This window comes from Actinomadura geliboluensis (genome assembly GCF_043197915.1).
Lineage (GTDB): Bacteria > Actinomycetota > Actinomycetes > Streptosporangiales > Streptosporangiaceae > Spirillospora > Spirillospora geliboluensis.
Genome location: NZ_JBICUA010000009.1, coordinates 369149 through 386319, shown reverse-complemented (window position 1 = coordinate 386319; position 17171 = coordinate 369149). Strand labels below are relative to the sequence as shown.

The following is a 17171-nucleotide window of genomic DNA, read 5'->3' as shown; positions in this document are numbered from 1 at the left end:
GGCCGCCCCCCGCGGCCGCGGGCCGCGCGCCGCCCCCCCCCCCCCCCCGCGCCCCCCCCCGCGCCCCCCGCCCCCCCCCCCCCCCCCCCCCCCCCCCCCCCCCCCCGCGGGGGGTGGGTCAGCAGTTGCCCGTGACCGGCTTGCCCTCGAACCGGTCGCCGAGGAAGGCCGTCACGTCCCCGGCGGCGCCCCAGTCGGTCGACAGGTGCTCGGTCGGGTAGGTGTTCTTCCAGGTCGTGTTGATGCCGGCCTTGCAGTACGCCTGGCGCGTCGCGTCCTCGGTCTCGTGCGGGATGATCTCCTCCAGCCAGCCGCGGTACTGGAAGACCGGGAAGCCGATCTTGTACGTGGCGGCGGAGGCGGGGGTGCCGATGTCCACGCCGAGCTTCTGCCGGTCGACGATCTCGCCCCACGTGGTGCCGTCCGGGCCCTTGAGCGCGTACAGCTGCTCCAGGCTCAGCTTGTCCTTGGAGAAGCTCTCGACCCGGGCGCCGAGGAACACCGCGAGCGTCCCGTACAGGCAGTTGGACTTCACGTCCTTGATGGCCTGCGCGCCCTTGTCGTTCATCAGCTCGGTGAAGGGCATCTCCGGGTAGGCGGCGTTCAGGCCGACGAGCGCGTCGGCGAGGAAGCCCGCGAAGAAGCTGCCGTTCAGCTGCTTGGCGGTCAGCTTCAGGTCGCCGGGCACACCGCCCGCCGCCGCGCCGACGACGTCCAGCTCCGGCGCGTAGGAAGAGGCGAGCTGCGCGCCCCACAACGAGGCGGCCCCGCCCTCGGAGTAGCCGGAGATGCCGACCTTGCCGTCCGCGGCGAGCGTCCCGCCGGGGATCCTCCGGGACGCCCGGACCGCGTCGAGCAGCGCGTGCCCCGCGTTCGCGCCGATCATGTACGTGTGGACCTGCCCGTTGAGGTACCCGACGCCGTCGGTGGCGGCGACCGCGAACCCGGCCTTGAGGAACAGCGTCAGGTTCGCGCCCTCGTACATGTCGACGAACTGCCCGGCGAGCTGCTTGGAGAAGGCGCACTGCAGGCCGGAGCCGAGCGTGCCGGGGTTGAACGCGACGGTCGGGCGGGAGCCGCCCTTCGTCCAGGCGGCGTCGGGGACCGCCACCGTCCCCGTCACCACGTTCCTGGCGCCCTTGGCGTCGGTCGAGACGTAGCGGACCTTCCACGCCTTCATCGGGACGTCGCCGGGGATGTTCGTCAGCTTCGCCGGGCGGCAGGCGAGCAGGTCGCCCGGGTTCCCGGCGACCGCCGCCGGCGGCGCCGCGTAGATGTCGGCGTCGGTCGCGTCGCACCCCGGCGGCGCGGCCCCCTCCGGGGCGGCCAGTGCGGGCGGCGCGGCGACGGGCACCGCCAGCGCCGCGCCGAGCACGGCGGTGCTGAAGAGGGTACGGAGACGCATTCTCGCTCCAGGGGATGGGGCTGGAAACCGAATGCTGACGACTGTGCCGATCACGCTCCGCGCGCGGAATGAAGTCTCCTCACAGGGTCGCAACCCGTTCTTAGCAACGAACCCAAGAACCGTCCTCCAGCCCCCACCCACCACCATTCAACGGACGAGCGCCGCTCGGCGACCCGTCCTCCAGCCCCCACCCACCGCCATTCAACGGACGAGCTCCGCTCGGCGACCGGGTTGTCCGGTCGGTCATCTAATGTCGCGTTAATGAGCGAGTCACTCCGGGACGCCGAGCGCGCCGGCGGCCCCCGCCCGCGCCTGGTCACACGGCCGCTGGCGCTGCTGTTCGCGGCGACCGTCACGAGCCTCACGGGCGTCTTCCTGCTGCTGTCGGTCGTCCCGATGTACGCGGTCGACGGCGGGGCCGGGCAGGCCGGCGCGGGCCTCGCCACCGGGGCGCTGATGCTGACGACGGTGCTCGCCGAACTCGCCCTCCCCCGGCTGCTCGCCCGGTTCGGGTACCGGGCGGTGTTCGCGGCGGGCACGCTGCTGCTCGCGCTGCCGACGCTCGCGCTGCCGCTGTCCTCGGGGCTGCCGATGGTCGTCGCGGCGAGCCTGGTGCGCGGGCTCGGCTTCGGCGTCGCGGTGGTCGTCCCGAACGCGCTGGTGGCGGCGCTCGCCCCGGCGGAGCGGCGCGGCGAGGCGCTCGGCCTGTTCGGCATCACCGCCGGGGCGCCCGCGGTGCTCGCGCTGCCGCTCGGCGTGTGGCTCGCCGACCGGGTCGGCTACGAGCCGGTGTTCCTCGCGAGCGCGGTCTTCTCGCTGATCACGCTCGCGGTGCTGCCCGGCGTCCCCCGTGGGCTCGCCGCGCCCTCCGCGCCCGCCGCGCCGCCCTCGTCGCAGCGGCCGCTGGGGGTCGTCGCGGGGCTGCGGTCACCGGCGCTGCTCCGCCCGGCCGCCGCGTTCGCCGCGACCGCGATGGCGGCGGGCATCCTCATCACGTTCCTGCCGGAGGCGGTGCCCGCCGGGGGCGTCGCGGCGGCGGCGCTGTTCGTCCAGCCGGCCGCGACCACGGCCGCGCGCTGGTGGGCGGGCCGCGTCAGCGACCGGCACGGCGCGGCGCGGCTGCTGCTGCCCGCGCTGGCGGTGTCGGGGGCGGGCATCGCGCTGCTGGTCCTCGTCCCGCACCCGGCGGCCGTGTTCGCCGCGATGGCCGTGTTCGGCGCGGGCTTCGGCGTCACGCAGAACGCGAGCCTGGCGATGATGTACGAGCGGGCGCCCGCGTCCGCCTACGGGACGGTCAGCGCGCTGTGGAACATCGGCTACGACGGGGGCATGGGCGTGGGCGGCGCGGCCTTCGGCGCCGCCGTCGCGCAGACCGGCTACCCGATCGCCTTCGGGCTGACGGCCGCCGTGATCCTGCTCGCGCTGCCGCTGGCCCGCCGCACCTAGCCGGGGTCCGCGGGCAGCAGGCCCGAGGCCTCCAGATAGTGGCGCCCCCTGGGGGTGAGGTCCCAGGCGTTGTGGCGCCACTCCTTGCGGCGCCACACGACGCCCGCCGACAGCAGCTTGCGGCCGACCCGGCTGATCTCGGTCTCGTCGGTGCCGAGCTCGGCGGCGAGCTGCCGGTTCGACAGGCCCTGCCGGCGCGACACCGCGACGAGGAAGCGCGCCGCGTGCCCGTCGGGCTGCAGCGCGAGCTGGAGGCCGGACGGCAGCCGCCGCAGCGCCCAGTGCACGACGTCGATCAGCCCGAGGATGCGGCCGCGCTGCTCGCGCTGCGCGCCGTCGAGGCGGTCGACGTCGAGGTAGTGCCGGTGCAGCCACTGGAGGCCGTCCTGGCACTCGGTCAGCGCCGGCTCGTCGGCGCTCAGCGACGCGTCGGTGATCAGCATGCCGAGCGCGGAGAAGTGGCCGTCACTGATGATCTTGGCGTGCTCCATCGCGTCGATGAGGCGGCGGATCTCGGTACGGCGGTCGCGGGTCCCGGGGGCGGTGTCGCTGTCGGTGGTGGTGTGCACGGCTCACTCCTAGGTCGACGAGCATCGCCGGACACCTCCAGCGTGCGTCCATGCCAAGTGAATGTCAAGTGACGCCGGTGTCTGTTGCAGACGACACGGTCTCGCGGGCCCGGGAGAGTTACCATCGAGCCACCAGCCGTAACCGTGCCTGTCAATCCCCCCGGGGGCGCCTATGACGGATCAGTTGGCCGCAGCCGTGTATCCGGCCTACCCAGCTGATCTCTTCGTCCAGCTCTACGACTCGATGCCCGACGACGTCTTCCTGGGCTGGACGGCCACGCGCTGGTACGAGGACGAGCGGGTGCGGCGCCGCGCGAACGAGATCGCCGAGACCGTCCTGGAGCGCGGCGTCCTCGACCCCGCGGCCACCGCGGAGATCGTCGCCGAGCGCGGCGACCTCGGGCGGTTCACCGTCCTGCTCGGCCTCGACATCGCGCTCGCCCACGCCAGCCCGTACGCGCCCTACCACGGGGCGCCCGCGCTGGCCGGCGTGCTCGTCACCTACCTCACCGAGGGCAAGTTCAACGGGCCCGGCACGACCGGCGCGCTGCTGCCCCGCTGCGCCTTCCCCGGCCGGCCGCGCGGGCTGCGGTCGAAGGCGGAGTTCTTCGGCGTCCACCGCGTCCCGCAGGCCGAGTGGGACATGATCGACCACAGCGTCCTGCCCGCCGTCCACGACCCCCACTTCAGCCGGGACGAGCCGGTCGCGGTCGGGTGCGCGCCGGTGCTGGAGACCTACGAGGACGTCGAGATCGAGTTCGCCGAGCGCGACGGCGGCACCGTCTACCGGCTCCGCCCGATGGACTCCTCCGGCCTGCGCAGCCGCATCAAGGCGATCGTCCGGCGGCTGGACGAGTCCGGCGCGCAGCTCGCCGTGATGCCGGAGGCGTCGCTGTCGGACGCGCTGCTGGAGCACTGGAAGGAGGTCGCGTTCGACACCGCCGGGCGCGACCGCGACCGGCGCCCGCTGCGCTTCCTCATGCTCGGCACCGGCCCGCTCGGCGGCGGCGACCCGCCGCCGAACCGCGCCGTCCTGCTCGACCGCTGGACGGGCCGGGAGCTGCTCGTCCAGGACAAGCTGTCCGGTTTCACGCTCGACGCGGCGCAGGTGCGGCTGTGGCGGCTGCCCGACGCGCCGGACGCCGGCACCGCCGCCGAGCATGTCCGGCCCGGCCGCAGGGTCAGCGTGCTCGACTCCTCGCTCGGCCGGCTCGCCGTGCTGATCTGCGAGGACCTCGGCCGCTCGATGCGCTGGGAGCGGGAGCTGCTGGCCTGCGGGGTGTCGCACCTGCTCGTCCCGATCTTCTCCAAGCCGATCCTGGAGCACCGCTGGGAGGACCAGGGCGCCGAGCGGCAGATCACCGAGCTCGGCGCGTGGGTGACGGTGTCCAACAGCCTCGCGGTCGGCGCCGCGATCCCCGACGCCGACCTGCCGGGCCCGCGCTACACGTGCCTGGTCGCGGGGCCGGAGAGCCTGGACCGCACCGCCTACGCCAGCGACCGGCAGTTCGGCGTCGCGCGGACGGGCTCCGAGCTGGGCCGCCTGCCCACCTCGGAGCTCCCACGGATGTTCCCCGGCGCCGCCTACGACGCCTGGCACGACCACTGGCGCGACGGGAAGTAGCCTTCCGTCACCCGGCGCCGGGCTCGACCGTGAACGTGTCCGGACTCGCCGCCGCGCCGGTCGGGGTGGTCACGATGAGCGGCCCCGAGGTGGCCCCGTCCGGGACGATCGCCCGGATGCGCGTGTCCGTCACGTCCGTGGCCGGAGCCCGCGCGTCACCGAACCGGACGAACGTCGCCGACCCCAGCCCCGTCCCGATGATCGTGATCCGCGTCTCGGGCGGGCCGCTGAGCGGCTCGACCGCGGTGATGCTCGGGGTGAGGGCGTGGTCGCGGCCCGGCGGCGCGGGCGCCAGCAGGGTCGAGAAGACGTCGCGGAACTTCTCCGCGGTCTCGCGCGAGAACTGGCCGACGAGTGCCGCGATGGCCGCGATCCCGTACGGGTTGATGTCGCCCGCGCCGCCGATCGGCGAGGTCAGGCCGCCGCGCACCACGAGGTAGACGATGAGGCCGAAGAGGGCGCCGACGACGGGGAGCAGCAGGTACATGAGCAGCCAGCTGCGGCGCAGCGCCCGGTTCCCGGCGTACCAGTAGAACGACCGCAGGACGTGGGCGATGCCGCCGAGCGCGCCCGAGGCCATCACGATCACGAACAGGCTCGTCTCCCGCGACATGGTCGGCGACCATCCCGGGAAATGGACGGTCTTGGCGGCCGGGGTGGCCTCCGTGCGCCCGTCGGGGCCGGTCTGCGGGCCGGCCGGCCACGCCTGGACGAGCACGATCACCAGGACCGCCGTGATGATCAGCAGCACGGCGAACACGACCACGATGTCGCGGGTGCGGGCGTACTCCCCTCCCGGCGACTCCGGCTCTGCGGACGATGGGGTCACGGCCCTCCTTCGCGTCGGCGCGGGCTGCTCAGCCGGTTATCCCCTCGCGCCCGGACGGCGTTTCGCAAAGGCCGGGTCGAGCGGTGCCCATGATTGCGACAATCCGTTGCAAATTGGTGGAGTCTTCATTAACGGTTCGCCGACCCGCCGGGGCCGCGCCCTACTCTCCCGCCATGCGCCGAACAGCAGCAGCATTCGCGGCCGTGCTGGCCGCCGGCCTCACCGCCGGCGCGCCCGCGGCCGCCGCGGCGGAGCCGCCCACCTGCGGCACTCCCGCCGACCACCGGATCGCCGACGTCCAGGGCGCCGGCGACGCGAGCCCCCTCGCCGGGCGGACCGTCCGGGTCGAGGGCGTCGTCACCGCCGACTTCCAGCGGCCCGACCAGCTCAAGGGCTTCTTCGTGCAGGACCCCGCGCCCGACGGGGACCCGCGCACGTCCGACGGGATCTTCGTCTACTCCGCCCAGGAGGTCTCGGTCGGCGACCGCGTCCTCGTCACCGGCAAGGCCGTCGAGTACAACGGCCTGACCGAGCTGTCGCCCGTCTCGGCGGTGGACGTGTGCGGCACCGGCCGGGCGGCTCCCGCCCGGGTCGACCTCCCGCTGCGGGACGGCGCCACGCTGGAGCGGTACGAGGGCATGCTGCTGCGGTTCGGGCAGCGGCTCACCGCCACCGAGGTCTACCAGCTCGGACGGTACGGCGAGGTCACCGTGTCGGCGGGCGGCCGGCTCTTCCAGCCGACCGAGGGGCGCGGCTCCACCCAGGCCGCGAACGACGCGCGGAAGCTGCTCATCGACGACGGGTCGAACGTCCAGAACCCGGAGACGATCCCGTACACCGACCCGCGCGTGCTGCGCATCGGCGACACCGTGAGCGGCCTCACCGGAGTCCTCAACTACGGGTTCGGCGAGTACCGCCTGGAGCCGACGAAGACGGCGCACTTCGCCAACACCAACCCGGCCCCGAAGAAGCCCCGGCACGTCGGCGGCGACGTGCGCGTGGCGAGCTTCAACACGCTCAACTGGTTCACGACGCTCGACAAGCGCGGCGCGGACACCGCCGCCGAGCAGGAGCGGCAGCTCGCCAAGCTGACCGCCGCGCTCACCGGCCTGGACGCCGACGTCGTCGGCCTCATGGAGGTCGAGAACAACGGCGACACCGCCGTGCAGGCGCTCGTCGACCGGCTGAACCAGCGGGCCGGGGCCGGGACGTACGCGTGGGTCCGGCACCCTTACCCCGGGACGGACGAGATCCACGTCGCGCTCATCTACAAGCCGGCGAAGGTCGTGCCGGACGGCGCGGCGCGGTCGTCGGAGGACCCGGTCTTCGACCGGCCGCCGCTCGTCCAGGCGTTCCGCCCGGCGGCCGGCGGGACGGCGTTCACGATGATCGTGAACCACTTCAAGTCGAAAGGGTGCGGCGGCGCCACCGGCCCCGACCAGGACCAGGGCGACGGCCAGGGCTGCTACAACGCCCGCCGCGTCGCCCAGGCGAAGGCCATCGCGTCGCTGGCGGACGGCGTGCCGAACCCGCTCGTCGTCGGCGACCTCAACGCCTACGGGGCCGAGGACCCGGTGAAGGTGCTCGCCGCCGCCGGGCTCACCTCGCAGACGCAGCGCTTCGTCCGCCCGGCCGACCGCTACAGCTACGTGTTCGACGGGCAGTCGGGCGAGCTGGACCACGCGCTGGCCGGACGGTCCCTGGCGCGGCGCGTCACGGGCGCGACGATCTGGCACATCAACAGCGACGAGCCGGTGTTCCTCGACTACAACACCGAGTTCAACCCGGCGAGGTTCTACCGGCCGGACGCGTTCCGCTCGTCCGACCACGACCCGGTCCTGCTGGGACTGAACCTGCGCTGACGCCTGCGGGCCGGCCGCCGAAAACCGGCGGCCGGCCCCTCGCGTCCGGCGGTCGCCGCGCGTATGATCCACATCACAGTTCTAGTGATCGGTGCGCTGAGATGACCGCAACCGCCCCCATCGCCGCCTCCTCGCCCGCCCCCTCGCTCGCCTTCGGCATCGGCCCGGACGGGACGTACACCCGGGCCGGGCAGGTCGCCGCCTTCATCCTCGGAACCTTCACGACCCTCGCGTTCTTTCCGCTGGCCGTGGCCGCCGCGCTGCTGTACACCCGCGCCGAGACCCGGTTCGCCGAGGACCCGGCGCGCGCCCGCACGCTGGTGACCTGGTCGTGGCTGTGCATCGGGATCCCCGTCGCGCTCGGCGCGGCGGCCTCCGTGCTGGTCGCCGCGTTCCAGCTGCTCTCCTAGCCGTCTCGTCAGGGCGGGAAGAGGACCGCCGTCCGGCGGGTTGGCACACGGTATGACCGTGCGCTTCTCCGTCCTCGATCTCGCCCCCGTCGTCAGCGGCTCCACGTCCGGCCAGGCGCTGCGCAACACCCTCGACCTGGCCCGGCACACCGAGCGGCTCGGCTACCACCGGTACTGGCTCGCCGAGCACCACGCGATGCCGGGCATCGCCAGCTCGGCGACGGCCGTGCTGATCGGGCAGGTCGCGGCGGCCACGACCGCGATGCGGGTCGGGTCCGGCGGCATCATGCTGCCGAACCACGCGCCGATGGTCGTCGCCGAGCAGTTCGGGACGCTGGAGGCGCTCTACCCGGGGCGCATCGACCTCGGCCTCGGCCGCGCGCCCGGCACCGACCAGGCCACCGCGCTGGCGCTGCGCCGCTCCCCCGACGCGCTGTCGGTGGACGACTTCCCCGAGCAGGTCATCGAGCTGCGCGAGTACTTCGGCGCCGAGAGCACGGTGACGCCCGCCGCCGGGAACGAGCCGCCGATCTGGCTGCTCGGCTCCAGCGGCTACAGCGCCCGCCTCGCCGGGCTGCTCGGAATGCCGTTCGCGTTCGCGCACCACTTCAGCGCCGAGAACACCGTCCCGGCGCTGACGCTGTACCGGGACTCGTTCCGTCCCGGCGCGCTTCAGGAGCCGTACTCGATGATCGGGGTGTCGGTCACCGCCGCGGACACCGACGAGCGGGCGCGGGAGCTGGCGGCGCCGCAGGCGCTGGGGTTCCTGCGGCTGCGGCAGGGCCGACCGGGGCCGCTGCCGACGCCGGAGGAGACCGCCGCGCACCCGTACACGCCGCTGGAGCGGCAGATGATCGACGCGCGGCTCGCCGACCAGGTCATGGGCGCGCCGGAGACCGTCCGCGCGCAGCTGGACGCGCTCATCGAGCGGTCGGGCGTCGACGAGGTCATGGTCGTGACACAGGTGTTCGACCACGCCGACCGGCTGCGCTCGTACGACATCGTCGCCGACCTCTACAAGGAGAGCTTCGCGGCCTGACGCCGGGGCGGCCCGGCGCCGGGCCGCCCGAATCACTCCTCGGCGAACGCCTCCGCCAGCACGTCCAGGCCCTCGACGAGCAGTTCCTCGGGGATGACGAGCGGCGGCAGGAAGCGCAGCACGTTCCCGTACGTCCCGGTGGTCAGGACGAGCAGGCCCCGCTCGTGGCAGCGCCGCGCGACCCGCGCGGTCAGGTCGGGGTCGGGGTCCTTCGTGCCGGGCCGCACCAGCTCGATCGCGATCATCGCGCCGCGGCCGCGCACGTCCCCGATCGCGGGGTGCGCCGCCGCCAGTTCCCGCAGCCGGGGCAGCATGATCTCGCCGATCCGGCGGGCGCGCTCGGTGAGCTTGCCGTCCTCGATCTCGGCCAGCACCGCCAGGGCCGCCTCGCAGGCGAGCGGGTTTCCGCCGTAGGTGCCGCCGAGCCCGCCGCCGTGCACCTTGTCCATGATGTCGGCGCGGCCGGTGACGGCGGCGAGCGGCAGCCCGCCCGCGATGCCCTTCGCGGTCGCGACCAGGTCGGGGACGATCCCCTCGTGCTCGCAGGCGAACATGTCGCCGGTGCGGGCGAAGCCGGTCTGCACCTCGTCGGCGATGAACAGGATGCCGTTGGCGCGGCAGAACTCGGCGAGCGCCGGCAGGAACCCGGGCGCGGGCTCGATGAACCCGCCCTCGCCCTGGATCGGCTCGATCAGCAGCGCCGCGACGTTCGTCGGGCCGATCTGCTTGGTGATCTGGTCGATGGCCTGCGCCGCCGCCTCCGGGCCGCAGTCGTCCGGGCCGGTCGGCCAGCGGAACGGGTACGCGAGCGGCATCCGGTAGACCTCGGGCGCGAACGGGCCGAACCCCTGCTTGTACGGCATGTTCTTCGCGGTGAGCGTCATCGTGAGCAGCGTCCGGCCGTGGTAGCCGTGGTCGAACACGACGACGGCGTCCCGCCCGGTCGCGTACCGGGCGATCTTGACGGCGTTCTCCACGGCCTCCGCGCCGCTGTTCACCAGGAACGACCGCTTCTCGTGCGCACCGGGCGTGACCCGGTTGAGGTTCTCGCACACCGCCACGTACGACTCGTAGGGCGCGACCATGAAGCAGGTGTGGGTGAACCGGTCGGCCTGCGCCTTCACCCGCGCGGCGACGCGCGGGTTGGCGTTGCCGACGCTCGTCACCGCGATCCCGGAGCCGAAGTCGATCAGCGAGTTGCCGTCGACGTCGACGACCACGCCGCCGCCCGCGTCCGCCACGTACACAGGCAGCACGCTGCCGACGCCCGGCGGCACCGCGGCGGTGCGCCGTTCCTGCAGTTCACGGGAGCGCGGCCCGGGGATCTCGGTCAGCACGCGGCGTTCCTGCGGCGGCGTGCCGCCGTTCGCCCCGGACGCGTCGAGGGCGGAGTCCTGGCTGGTCATGGCCTGAACATAAGCCGGGAGCCGCCTACGATGAACCGTACGGGACGGCGAAATCCGTCCGGCGAGGTAGACACTTTGCACAGGGATTGACATGCCGCCCACGCTGGCCGCCGTGGCCGCCCTCCCCCAGCTCGGCCTGCGGTCGCGCACCGGGCCGCTGCCGGACGCGCCCGTCGTGTGGGTCGCGGTCAGCGAGCTGGAGGACCCGACCCCGTTCCTGGAGGGCGGCGAGCTCGTCCTCACCACCGGCATGCGGCTGACCCCGGCGAACGCCGCCGGGTACGTGTCCCGGCTGGTCGGGCGGGGCGTCGCGGGACTCGGGTTCGCGGTCGGGGTGATCCACGAGACCGTCCCGGCGGAGCTGCTCGCGGCGGCCCGCGGGCAGGGGCTCGCGCTGCTGGAGGTGCCGCGCCCCACCCCGTTCATCGCCGTCGGCAAGGCGGTGTCGCGGATGCTCGCCGCCGAGTGGTACGAGGACGTCACCCGCGCCTACCAGGGCCAGCGGGAGCTGACGCGCGCCGCGCTCACCGGGCCCGGCGCGGTCGTCACGCGGCTGGCGCGGCTGCTCGGCGGCTGGACACTGCTGCTGGACGCGTCCGGGGCCGTCCAGCACGCCGAACCGGCGGGCGCCCGCGACCGGGCCGGCGTGCTCGCGCCCGAGCTGGCGCGGCTGCGGCGCCGTCCCGCGAAGGGCGCCCCGGCCGCGGGCGGCCCGGCGGCGAGCCTCGCGCTGTCCGACCGGGACGACCACATCGCCGTGCAGCGGATCGGGCTCGGCGGTCGCCCGCGCGGGTTCCTCGCGGTGGGCACCGGCGCGCCGCTGCCGCCCGCCGCGCACACGATCGTCGGCGCGGCCGTCGCCCTGCTGACGCTCCAGTCGGAGGGGCCGCGCACCGGCCGCGACCTGCGCGCCTCGCTCGCCGCGCTGCTGCTCGGGCGGCCCGGCGACGGGCCAGCGGTGCCGCGCGGGCCGGTGCGGGTGCTGGCCTGCGCGGGCGGCACCGCCGTCCTGGACGCGCTGGAGTCCGACCCGGCGGGGGCGCCCTGCCCGGCGGTGCCGCTGGGCGGGCACGTCGCCGTCGTCGTCCCGGACGAGCTGTCCGGCGCGGTCGAGGCGCTGCTCGCCGGCACCGGCCCGGTCGGCGTCAGCACCCCGGCGTCCGATGATCTGCCGGCGGCCCTCCGGGAGGCCGAGGAGGCGCTGGCGGCGGCACGGCAGACCGGCAAGGACGTGCTCCGCCACTCCGACCTTCCCGGGCAGAGCGTCCTCGGCCTCCTGGACCCGGCCGTCGCCCGCGCCTTCGCCGACACACTTCTGGCGCCGCTGCGGAAGGAGGACCTGGTGGAGACCGTCCGGGCCTATGTCGCGGCCAACGGGCAGGGGGAGGCGGCGGCGCGCGCGCTGGGCGTCCACCGGCACACCCTCCGCGCGCGGATGCGCAAGGCCGCCGAACTCCTGGGCCGCGACCCGGACGACCCGGCCGTCCGCGCCGAACTGTGGATCGCGCTCGCCGTGTCGTCCAGTCGAGGCGACCGGATTGGACATCGTGGAGACTCGCAATCGGGCCCCGCGGAGATAGCGTGAACGCATGAACGCGACCCCATTCTGGCTGGCCGGCCGGCCCGAGACCGGTGACGGTGAGCTGACCGTTACGCACCCCTACGACGGCCGCGTGGTCGGGACGGCGGCCGTCCCGACGCCCGCGCAGGTGGAGGAGGCGATCGCCGCCGCGGACGCGGTCCGCCGGGAGGCGGCGGCGCTGCCGCTGCACGTGCGGGCCGAGGCGCTCGCGCACGTGTCCGCGCGGATCGCCGAGCGGGCCGAGGAGATCGCCCGGCTGATCACCGCCGAGAACGGCAAGCCGCTGCTGTGGGCGCGCGGCGAGGTGACCCGCGCGATCTCCACGTTCCGGTTCGCCGCCGAGGAGGCCCGCCGCTTCAGCGCCACCACCCAGCGGCTCGACACCGACCCGGCCGCCGAGGGCCGGATGGCCTACATCACCCGCGTGCCGCGCGGCCCGGTGCTCGGCATCTCGCCGTTCAACTTCCCGCTGAACCTCGCCGCGCACAAGATCGCCCCGGCGATCGCGGCGGGCACCCCGATCGTGCTCAAGCCGGCGCCCGCCACGCCGCTGTCGGCGCTGCTGCTCGGCGAGCTGCTCGCCGAGACCGACCTGCCCGCCGGGATGTTCTCGATCCTGCCGGTGCCGAACGACCGCGCGTCCGGCCTGGTCGACGACCCGCGGCTGCCGATCGTGTCGTTCACCGGCTCGGTGCCGGTCGGCTGGGCGATCAACGACCGGGCGCCGCGCAAGCACGTCACCCTCGAACTCGGCGGCAACGGCGCGGCCGTCGTCCTGCCGGACGCCGACCTCGACTGGGCCGCCAAGCGCATCGGGCTGTTCGCCAACTACCAGGCCGGGCAGAGCTGCATCGCCGTCCAGCGCGTCTACGTCGACCGGTCCGTGTACGAGGAGTTCGTGCCGAAGCTGGTCGACACCGTCGCCTCGCTCGTCACCGGCGACCCGTGGGACGACAAGACGCAGGTCGGCCCGCTCGTCAGCCGGGAGGCCGCCGAGCGCGTCGAAGCCTGGGTGGACGAGGCCGTCGCGGCGGGCGCGAAGGTGCTGACCGGCGGCACCCGCGAGGGCGCCGCCTACGCCCCGACCGTCCTCGCCGGCGTCCCCGCCGACGCCAAGGTGTCCCGCGAGGAGGTCTTCGGCCCGGTCATGTTCGTCCAGCCGGTGGACGGCGTCGACGAGGCGTTCGCGCTCGTCAACGACTCCAAGTTCGGCCTCCAGGCGGGCGTGTTCACCCGCAGCCTCGACATCGCGTTCCGCGCGCACCGCGAGCTCGACGTCGGCGGCGTCGTGATCGGCGACGTCCCGTCCTACCGCGCCGACCAGATGCCCTACGGCGGCGTGAAGGACTCCGGCGTCGGCCGGGAGGGCCTGCGGTCGGCGATGGCCGACTACACCGAGGAGAAGGTCATGATCCTGACGGGTCTGCCCCTCTAGCTCCGGTCCCGGGGCCCCGCGTACAGCCCGGTGCGCAGGGCCCCGGCCGCCTCCGACAGCGCCTCCCGGGCCCGTCCGCCGAGCGACCACGTGTTCGCGAACCCGTGGATGAGGTCGTCCTGGCGGCGCAGCGCGACCCGCACCCCGTCCTTCTCCAGCCGCTTCGCGAACTCCTCGCCCTCGTCCCGCAGCGGGTCGAACCCGGCTGTCGCGATGTAGGCGGGCGGGAACCCGCTCAGGTCGTCGGCCAGCAGCGGCGACGCCTTCACCTCGGCGCGCCGCTCCTCCGGGCAGTAGTGGTCGCCGAACCACGTCATGTCGGCGTCGGTCAGGTAGAACCCCTCCGCGAACAGCTCCCGCGACCGCCGCCGGGCGGACAGGTCGGTCGCCGGGTAGAACAGCAGCGCGAAGTTGGGCGTGCGCTCCGCGAGCAGCCCGACGACCGCCGCGAGGTTGCCGCCCGCGCTGTCGCCGCCGACCGCGATCGCCCCGGGGTCGGCGCCCAGCTCCGCGGCGTGCTCGGCGGTGTACGCGTACGCGGTGAGCGCGTCGTCCGGCGCCGCCGGGTAGGGGTGCTCGGGCGCGAGCCGGTAGTCCACCGACAGGACCCGCACCTCGGCGTGCACCGCCAGGTACCGGCACACCGCGTCGTGCGTTTCGAGGTCGCCGATGACCCAGCCGCCGCCGTGGTAGAAGACGAGCAGCGGCGACCCGTCCGGGAGGGCCTTCGGCGTGTACAGCCGGGACGGCACCCCGCCCGCGTCGACCGCCCGCGTGCGCACCGGCCGCGCGGGCAGCCCCGGCAGCAGCACCTTCGTCCGGGCGAGGCCGGCCCGCGCGGCCGCGACGGACCCGCCGGCCAGCCGGCGCTCCCCCTCCAGCCGCATCATCATCAGCAGCAGCTGCGCGTCCAGCGCCATCTCCTGCCCGTCCCGGCGCACCGGCGCCCCGACGATCAGCCGTTTCACGGGCTCCGGCAACGCGAAGACGCTTCGCAGCATCCGCCCGGACACCGACGGCGGCACCATCTCGACCAACGACGCCACACGAACCTCCAAAACTGGGGGGAATGCCGCAAACCGTACTCGGGCCGGTTCCCCCTAGGCGAGGGCGCGTCGCCGGTAGTACGCGACGGTGACGGCCGCCAGCAGCGGCCCCCACGCCACCAGCGGCGCGTAGGCGAGGACGCCGAGCACCCCCTCCCAGCTGTGGAAGTGGATGGGGAAGCCGTCCGGCAGCGGGCGCCCCTGGATGGTCTTCTGGAACACCAGGCAGTTGACCACCGACACCGTCCACAGCACCGTCAGCACCGCCGCGCCGATCGACGCGGGGATCACCGCGGCCATCGTCGGGACCCGCCGTCCCCGCAGCACCGGCACCCACCGGGGGAACACCTCGCCCCACCGCGCGATCAGCCCCACGGCGGTGAAGGCGACCAGCTCCGACACCAGCGACAGCACCACGACGTACGCCTCCAGGGGCAGCCAGCCCGGCAGGTCGCCCTGCCCGTCCCCCGGCCCCAGATCGTCCCCGTCGATGATCGGCAGGTGCAGCGTGAACGCCGCGATCCGCCACAGCCCCGCGGGCAGCACGGTGAACGGGACGGCCAGCGCGGCGATCCGCGCCCACCGCGGCACCCCGTCGACGGCGTCGTGCGCGCTCCGCCACCCGGCCCGCACCCGCTCGGCCGGCGACATGGTCATGACCGTCATCGCGGTCTCCTCTCATGGCGCTCCCTGTTCCGGGACACCACGATCACAGCCGCGACCGCCCGCACCGATCCCCCGCCGGCGCGATCCGCCTCCCCCGCGCGGGTGAATCAGGGCTTGCGGGCCACGGCCGCGTACCCGGGCACCTCGTCGGGCCGCCCCCAGGGCGTGTGCTCGGGACGCCAGCGCGACATGGAGACCACACCCGGCTCCAGGAGCTCCAGACCGTCGAAGAACCGGGTGATGGCCTCACGCGTGCGCGGCACCATCGGGTTGGCCGACTTCTCGTTCCAGTCGTCCTGGGCCTCCGCCTGCGCCGTCTCCCCCCGGTCGAAGTCGAGGGTGGAGTGCGTCATGGCCACATGGCTCCCGGACGGGACGGCGTCCAGCAGCACCCCGAGCAGCCGCCGCGCCTCATCGTCGTCGTGGACGAAGTGCATGATCCCCAGCAGCATGATCGCGACCGGCTTCCCGAAGTCGAGCGTCGCGGCGGCCTTCTCCAGGATGTCGCCGGGTTCGCGCAGATCCGCGTGGATGTAGTCGCAGGCGCCCTGCGGGCTGCTGCTGAGCAGGGCCCGCGCGTGGGTCAGCACGAGGGGGTCGTTGTCCACGTAGACGATCCGCGCGTCCGGGGCGGCGCGCTGGGCGACCTCATGGGTGTTGTCCATGGTCGGCAGCCCGGTGCCGATGTCGAGGAACTGCCGCACCCCGGCCTCGCCCGCCAGATACCGGACGGACCTGCCGAGGAACGCCCGGTCGGCGCGGGCCACGTCGACGATCTGCGGGAACATGCCCCGGAACTGCTCGGCCGCCTGCTGGTCGACCTCGTAGTTGTCCTTCCCGCCGAGCAGGTAGTTCCACACCCGCGCCGAATGCGGAACGCTCGTGTCGATCTCCGGCCTCTCACCCACGGCGGCACCTCCGGATCTTCGTTTTCCCGCCAATCTAGCGGATTCCGCCGCCCGTCCCGACCCGCTCAGATCATTCGCCGCGAATACCGCGCTTACGCTCCTCATCGAGCAGCCATTGCGGTTTGATGTCGTCCGGGTAGCCGCTGAGATGCCGCTTGACGGCGATGGCGGCCGCGATCGCCGACAGGATGGCGAGAGCGGCGATGCCGTAATCAGTGATGCTGTTTTCGGGAAGGTGGCTCAGCACCACGACCGCCCCCCACAAGGCGAAAACGCTCGACGTGGGCACCAAGTTCAGCGGCGCGTACCTGATCACTGGCGACAAGTTGTCGTTGGCATGGTGGTAGCGCAGCCAGATGTCGGCGACTCGCCCTTTCTTGCGGTACAAGAACCGGCCGAGGAACCCGATGGAGCACAAGCCGAAGCAGATCACCGCGACCCACCACGACAGCGGCTCGACCGGCGCCTCCGCTCCGCTCATCTCCGCTCCCCTCCCACGTCGGGCGCCATCCTGCCCGACGGGATCATTCGGCGGGAATGTTGCGCTTGCGCTCCTCGTCGATGAGCCACTGCGGCTTCTTCTTGTCGGAGTAGCCTGCGAGGTGCCGCGTGATGGCAATGATGGCCGCGACCGCCGACAGGACCACGAGAACGGCGGAAATCCAATAGGTGACGTCGTTCTCGGGAAGGTGGCTCACTACCGCGATCAGCCCCCAGAGACCGAACACACCCGATATGGGGAGCATGTTCAACGGCGCGTACCTGATCATCCCCGGCACGTTCTCATTGAAGTAGTTGTACCGCAGCCACGATCTGCTGAGACGGCCGTACCGCCGGTAGGCGAAATGCCCGTAGAACGCGAGGGCGAACATGGCGAAGCAGACCACCGAGACCCACCATGAGAGAGGCTCGACCGGTGTCTCGGCACCATCCATGCGCCCTCC

16 protein-coding genes are annotated in these 17171 nt (G+C 73.6%); 7 read left to right on the top strand and 9 right to left on the bottom strand.

Translation table 11 applies throughout. From position 1 onward, the window contains the following. Window positions 1-118: 118 nt before the first annotated feature. Window positions 119-1405, bottom strand: coding sequence for a lipase family protein (locus tag ACGFI1_RS28895; RefSeq protein ID WP_392789681.1), 1287 nt, complete (start codon window positions 1403-1405; stop codon window positions 119-121). A 261-nt stretch (window positions 1406-1666) separates the two neighbouring features. On the opposite strand from ACGFI1_RS28895, the gene ACGFI1_RS28890 reads away from it, so the two are divergent. Further along, window positions 1667-2851, top strand: a complete 1185-nt coding sequence (locus tag ACGFI1_RS28890; protein ID WP_392789679.1) for an MFS transporter — start codon at window positions 1667-1669, stop codon at window positions 2849-2851. Here ACGFI1_RS28890 and ACGFI1_RS28885 read toward each other — a convergent pair. After that, window positions 2848-3420, bottom strand: a complete 573-nt coding sequence (locus tag ACGFI1_RS28885) for a hypothetical protein (protein ID WP_392789677.1) — start codon at window positions 3418-3420, stop codon at window positions 2848-2850. The genes ACGFI1_RS28890 and ACGFI1_RS28885 overlap by 4 nt on opposite strands. Window positions 3421-3592: 172 nt before the next feature. Here ACGFI1_RS28885 and ACGFI1_RS28880 point away from each other — a divergent pair, with 172 nt between their 5' ends. Then, entirely contained in the window at window positions 3593-5044 is a 1452-nt protein-coding gene (locus tag ACGFI1_RS28880; protein ID WP_392789674.1) for a hypothetical protein, read from the top strand. 7 nt (window positions 5045-5051) lie between these two features. Here the strand turns inward: ACGFI1_RS28880 and ACGFI1_RS28875 are convergent, their stop codons facing one another. After that, the gene (locus ACGFI1_RS28875) at window positions 5052-5873 is read right to left on the bottom strand and encodes an IPT/TIG domain-containing protein (protein ID WP_392789672.1); all 822 of its coding nucleotides are present in this window, start codon (window positions 5871-5873) and stop codon (window positions 5052-5054) included. Between the two features lie 173 nt (window positions 5874-6046). Here ACGFI1_RS28875 and ACGFI1_RS28870 point away from each other — a divergent pair, with 173 nt between their 5' ends. From ACGFI1_RS28870 to ACGFI1_RS28860, 3 genes are all read left to right on the top strand, one after another. Then, window positions 6047-7735: an ExeM/NucH family extracellular endonuclease gene (locus ACGFI1_RS28870; protein ID WP_392789670.1), complete on the top strand. Its 1689-nt coding sequence runs from the start codon at window positions 6047-6049 to the stop codon at window positions 7733-7735. Window positions 7736-7836: 101 nt separating this feature from the next. Next, entirely contained in the window at window positions 7837-8145 is a 309-nt protein-coding gene (locus ACGFI1_RS28865) for a hypothetical protein (RefSeq protein ID WP_138636257.1), read from the top strand. A gap of 52 nt (window positions 8146-8197) precedes the next feature. Then, on the top strand, window positions 8198-9184 hold the full coding sequence (locus tag ACGFI1_RS28860) for an LLM class flavin-dependent oxidoreductase (RefSeq protein ID WP_387073177.1): 987 nt from the start codon (window positions 8198-8200) through the stop codon (window positions 9182-9184). A 32-nt stretch (window positions 9185-9216) separates the two neighbouring features. Here ACGFI1_RS28860 and gabT read toward each other — a convergent pair whose 3' ends face one another. Then, on the bottom strand, window positions 9217-10590 hold the full coding sequence (gabT, locus tag ACGFI1_RS28855) for a 4-aminobutyrate--2-oxoglutarate transaminase (protein WP_387073180.1): 1374 nt from the start codon (window positions 10588-10590) through the stop codon (window positions 9217-9219). A 91-nt stretch (window positions 10591-10681) separates the two neighbouring features. On the opposite strand from gabT, the gene ACGFI1_RS28850 reads away from it, so the two are divergent. Both ACGFI1_RS28850 and ACGFI1_RS28845 read left to right on the top strand, forming a co-directional pair. Continuing rightward, complete coding sequence (locus ACGFI1_RS28850; protein WP_392789666.1) at window positions 10682-12175, top strand: PucR family transcriptional regulator; 1494 nt, start codon at window positions 10682-10684, stop codon at window positions 12173-12175. A 4-nt stretch (window positions 12176-12179) separates the two neighbouring features. Continuing rightward, complete coding sequence (locus ACGFI1_RS28845) at window positions 12180-13607, top strand: aldehyde dehydrogenase family protein (RefSeq protein WP_392733732.1); 1428 nt, start codon at window positions 12180-12182, stop codon at window positions 13605-13607. On the opposite strand, the gene ACGFI1_RS28840 is transcribed toward ACGFI1_RS28845, so the two are convergent. The 5 genes from ACGFI1_RS28840 to ACGFI1_RS28820 all read right to left on the bottom strand — a co-directional run bounded on the left by ACGFI1_RS28840 (window position 13604) and on the right by ACGFI1_RS28820 (window position 17162). After that, entirely contained in the window at window positions 13604-14653 is a 1050-nt protein-coding gene (locus ACGFI1_RS28840; protein WP_392789664.1) for an alpha/beta hydrolase, read from the bottom strand. The two genes, ACGFI1_RS28845 and ACGFI1_RS28840, sit on opposite strands and share 4 nt — an antisense overlap. A gap of 54 nt (window positions 14654-14707) precedes the next feature. Beyond that, window positions 14708-15319: a hypothetical protein gene (locus tag ACGFI1_RS28835; protein ID WP_386873858.1), complete on the bottom strand. Its 612-nt coding sequence runs from the start codon at window positions 15317-15319 to the stop codon at window positions 14708-14710. Window positions 15320-15426: 107 nt separating this feature from the next. Beyond that, the gene (locus ACGFI1_RS28830) at window positions 15427-16227 is read right to left on the bottom strand and encodes an SAM-dependent methyltransferase (RefSeq protein WP_364548547.1); all 801 of its coding nucleotides are present in this window, start codon (window positions 16225-16227) and stop codon (window positions 15427-15429) included. 70 nt (window positions 16228-16297) lie between these two features. Further along, on the bottom strand, window positions 16298-16708 hold the full coding sequence (locus tag ACGFI1_RS28825; protein ID WP_392789661.1) for a hypothetical protein: 411 nt from the start codon (window positions 16706-16708) through the stop codon (window positions 16298-16300). A 43-nt stretch (window positions 16709-16751) separates the two neighbouring features. Further along, window positions 16752-17162 carry a hypothetical protein gene (locus tag ACGFI1_RS28820; RefSeq protein ID WP_392789658.1) on the bottom strand — a complete coding sequence of 137 codons (411 nt, stop codon included), beginning with the start codon at window positions 17160-17162 and terminating at the stop codon, window positions 16752-16754. Between the last annotated feature and the right edge of the window lie 9 nt (window positions 17163-17171).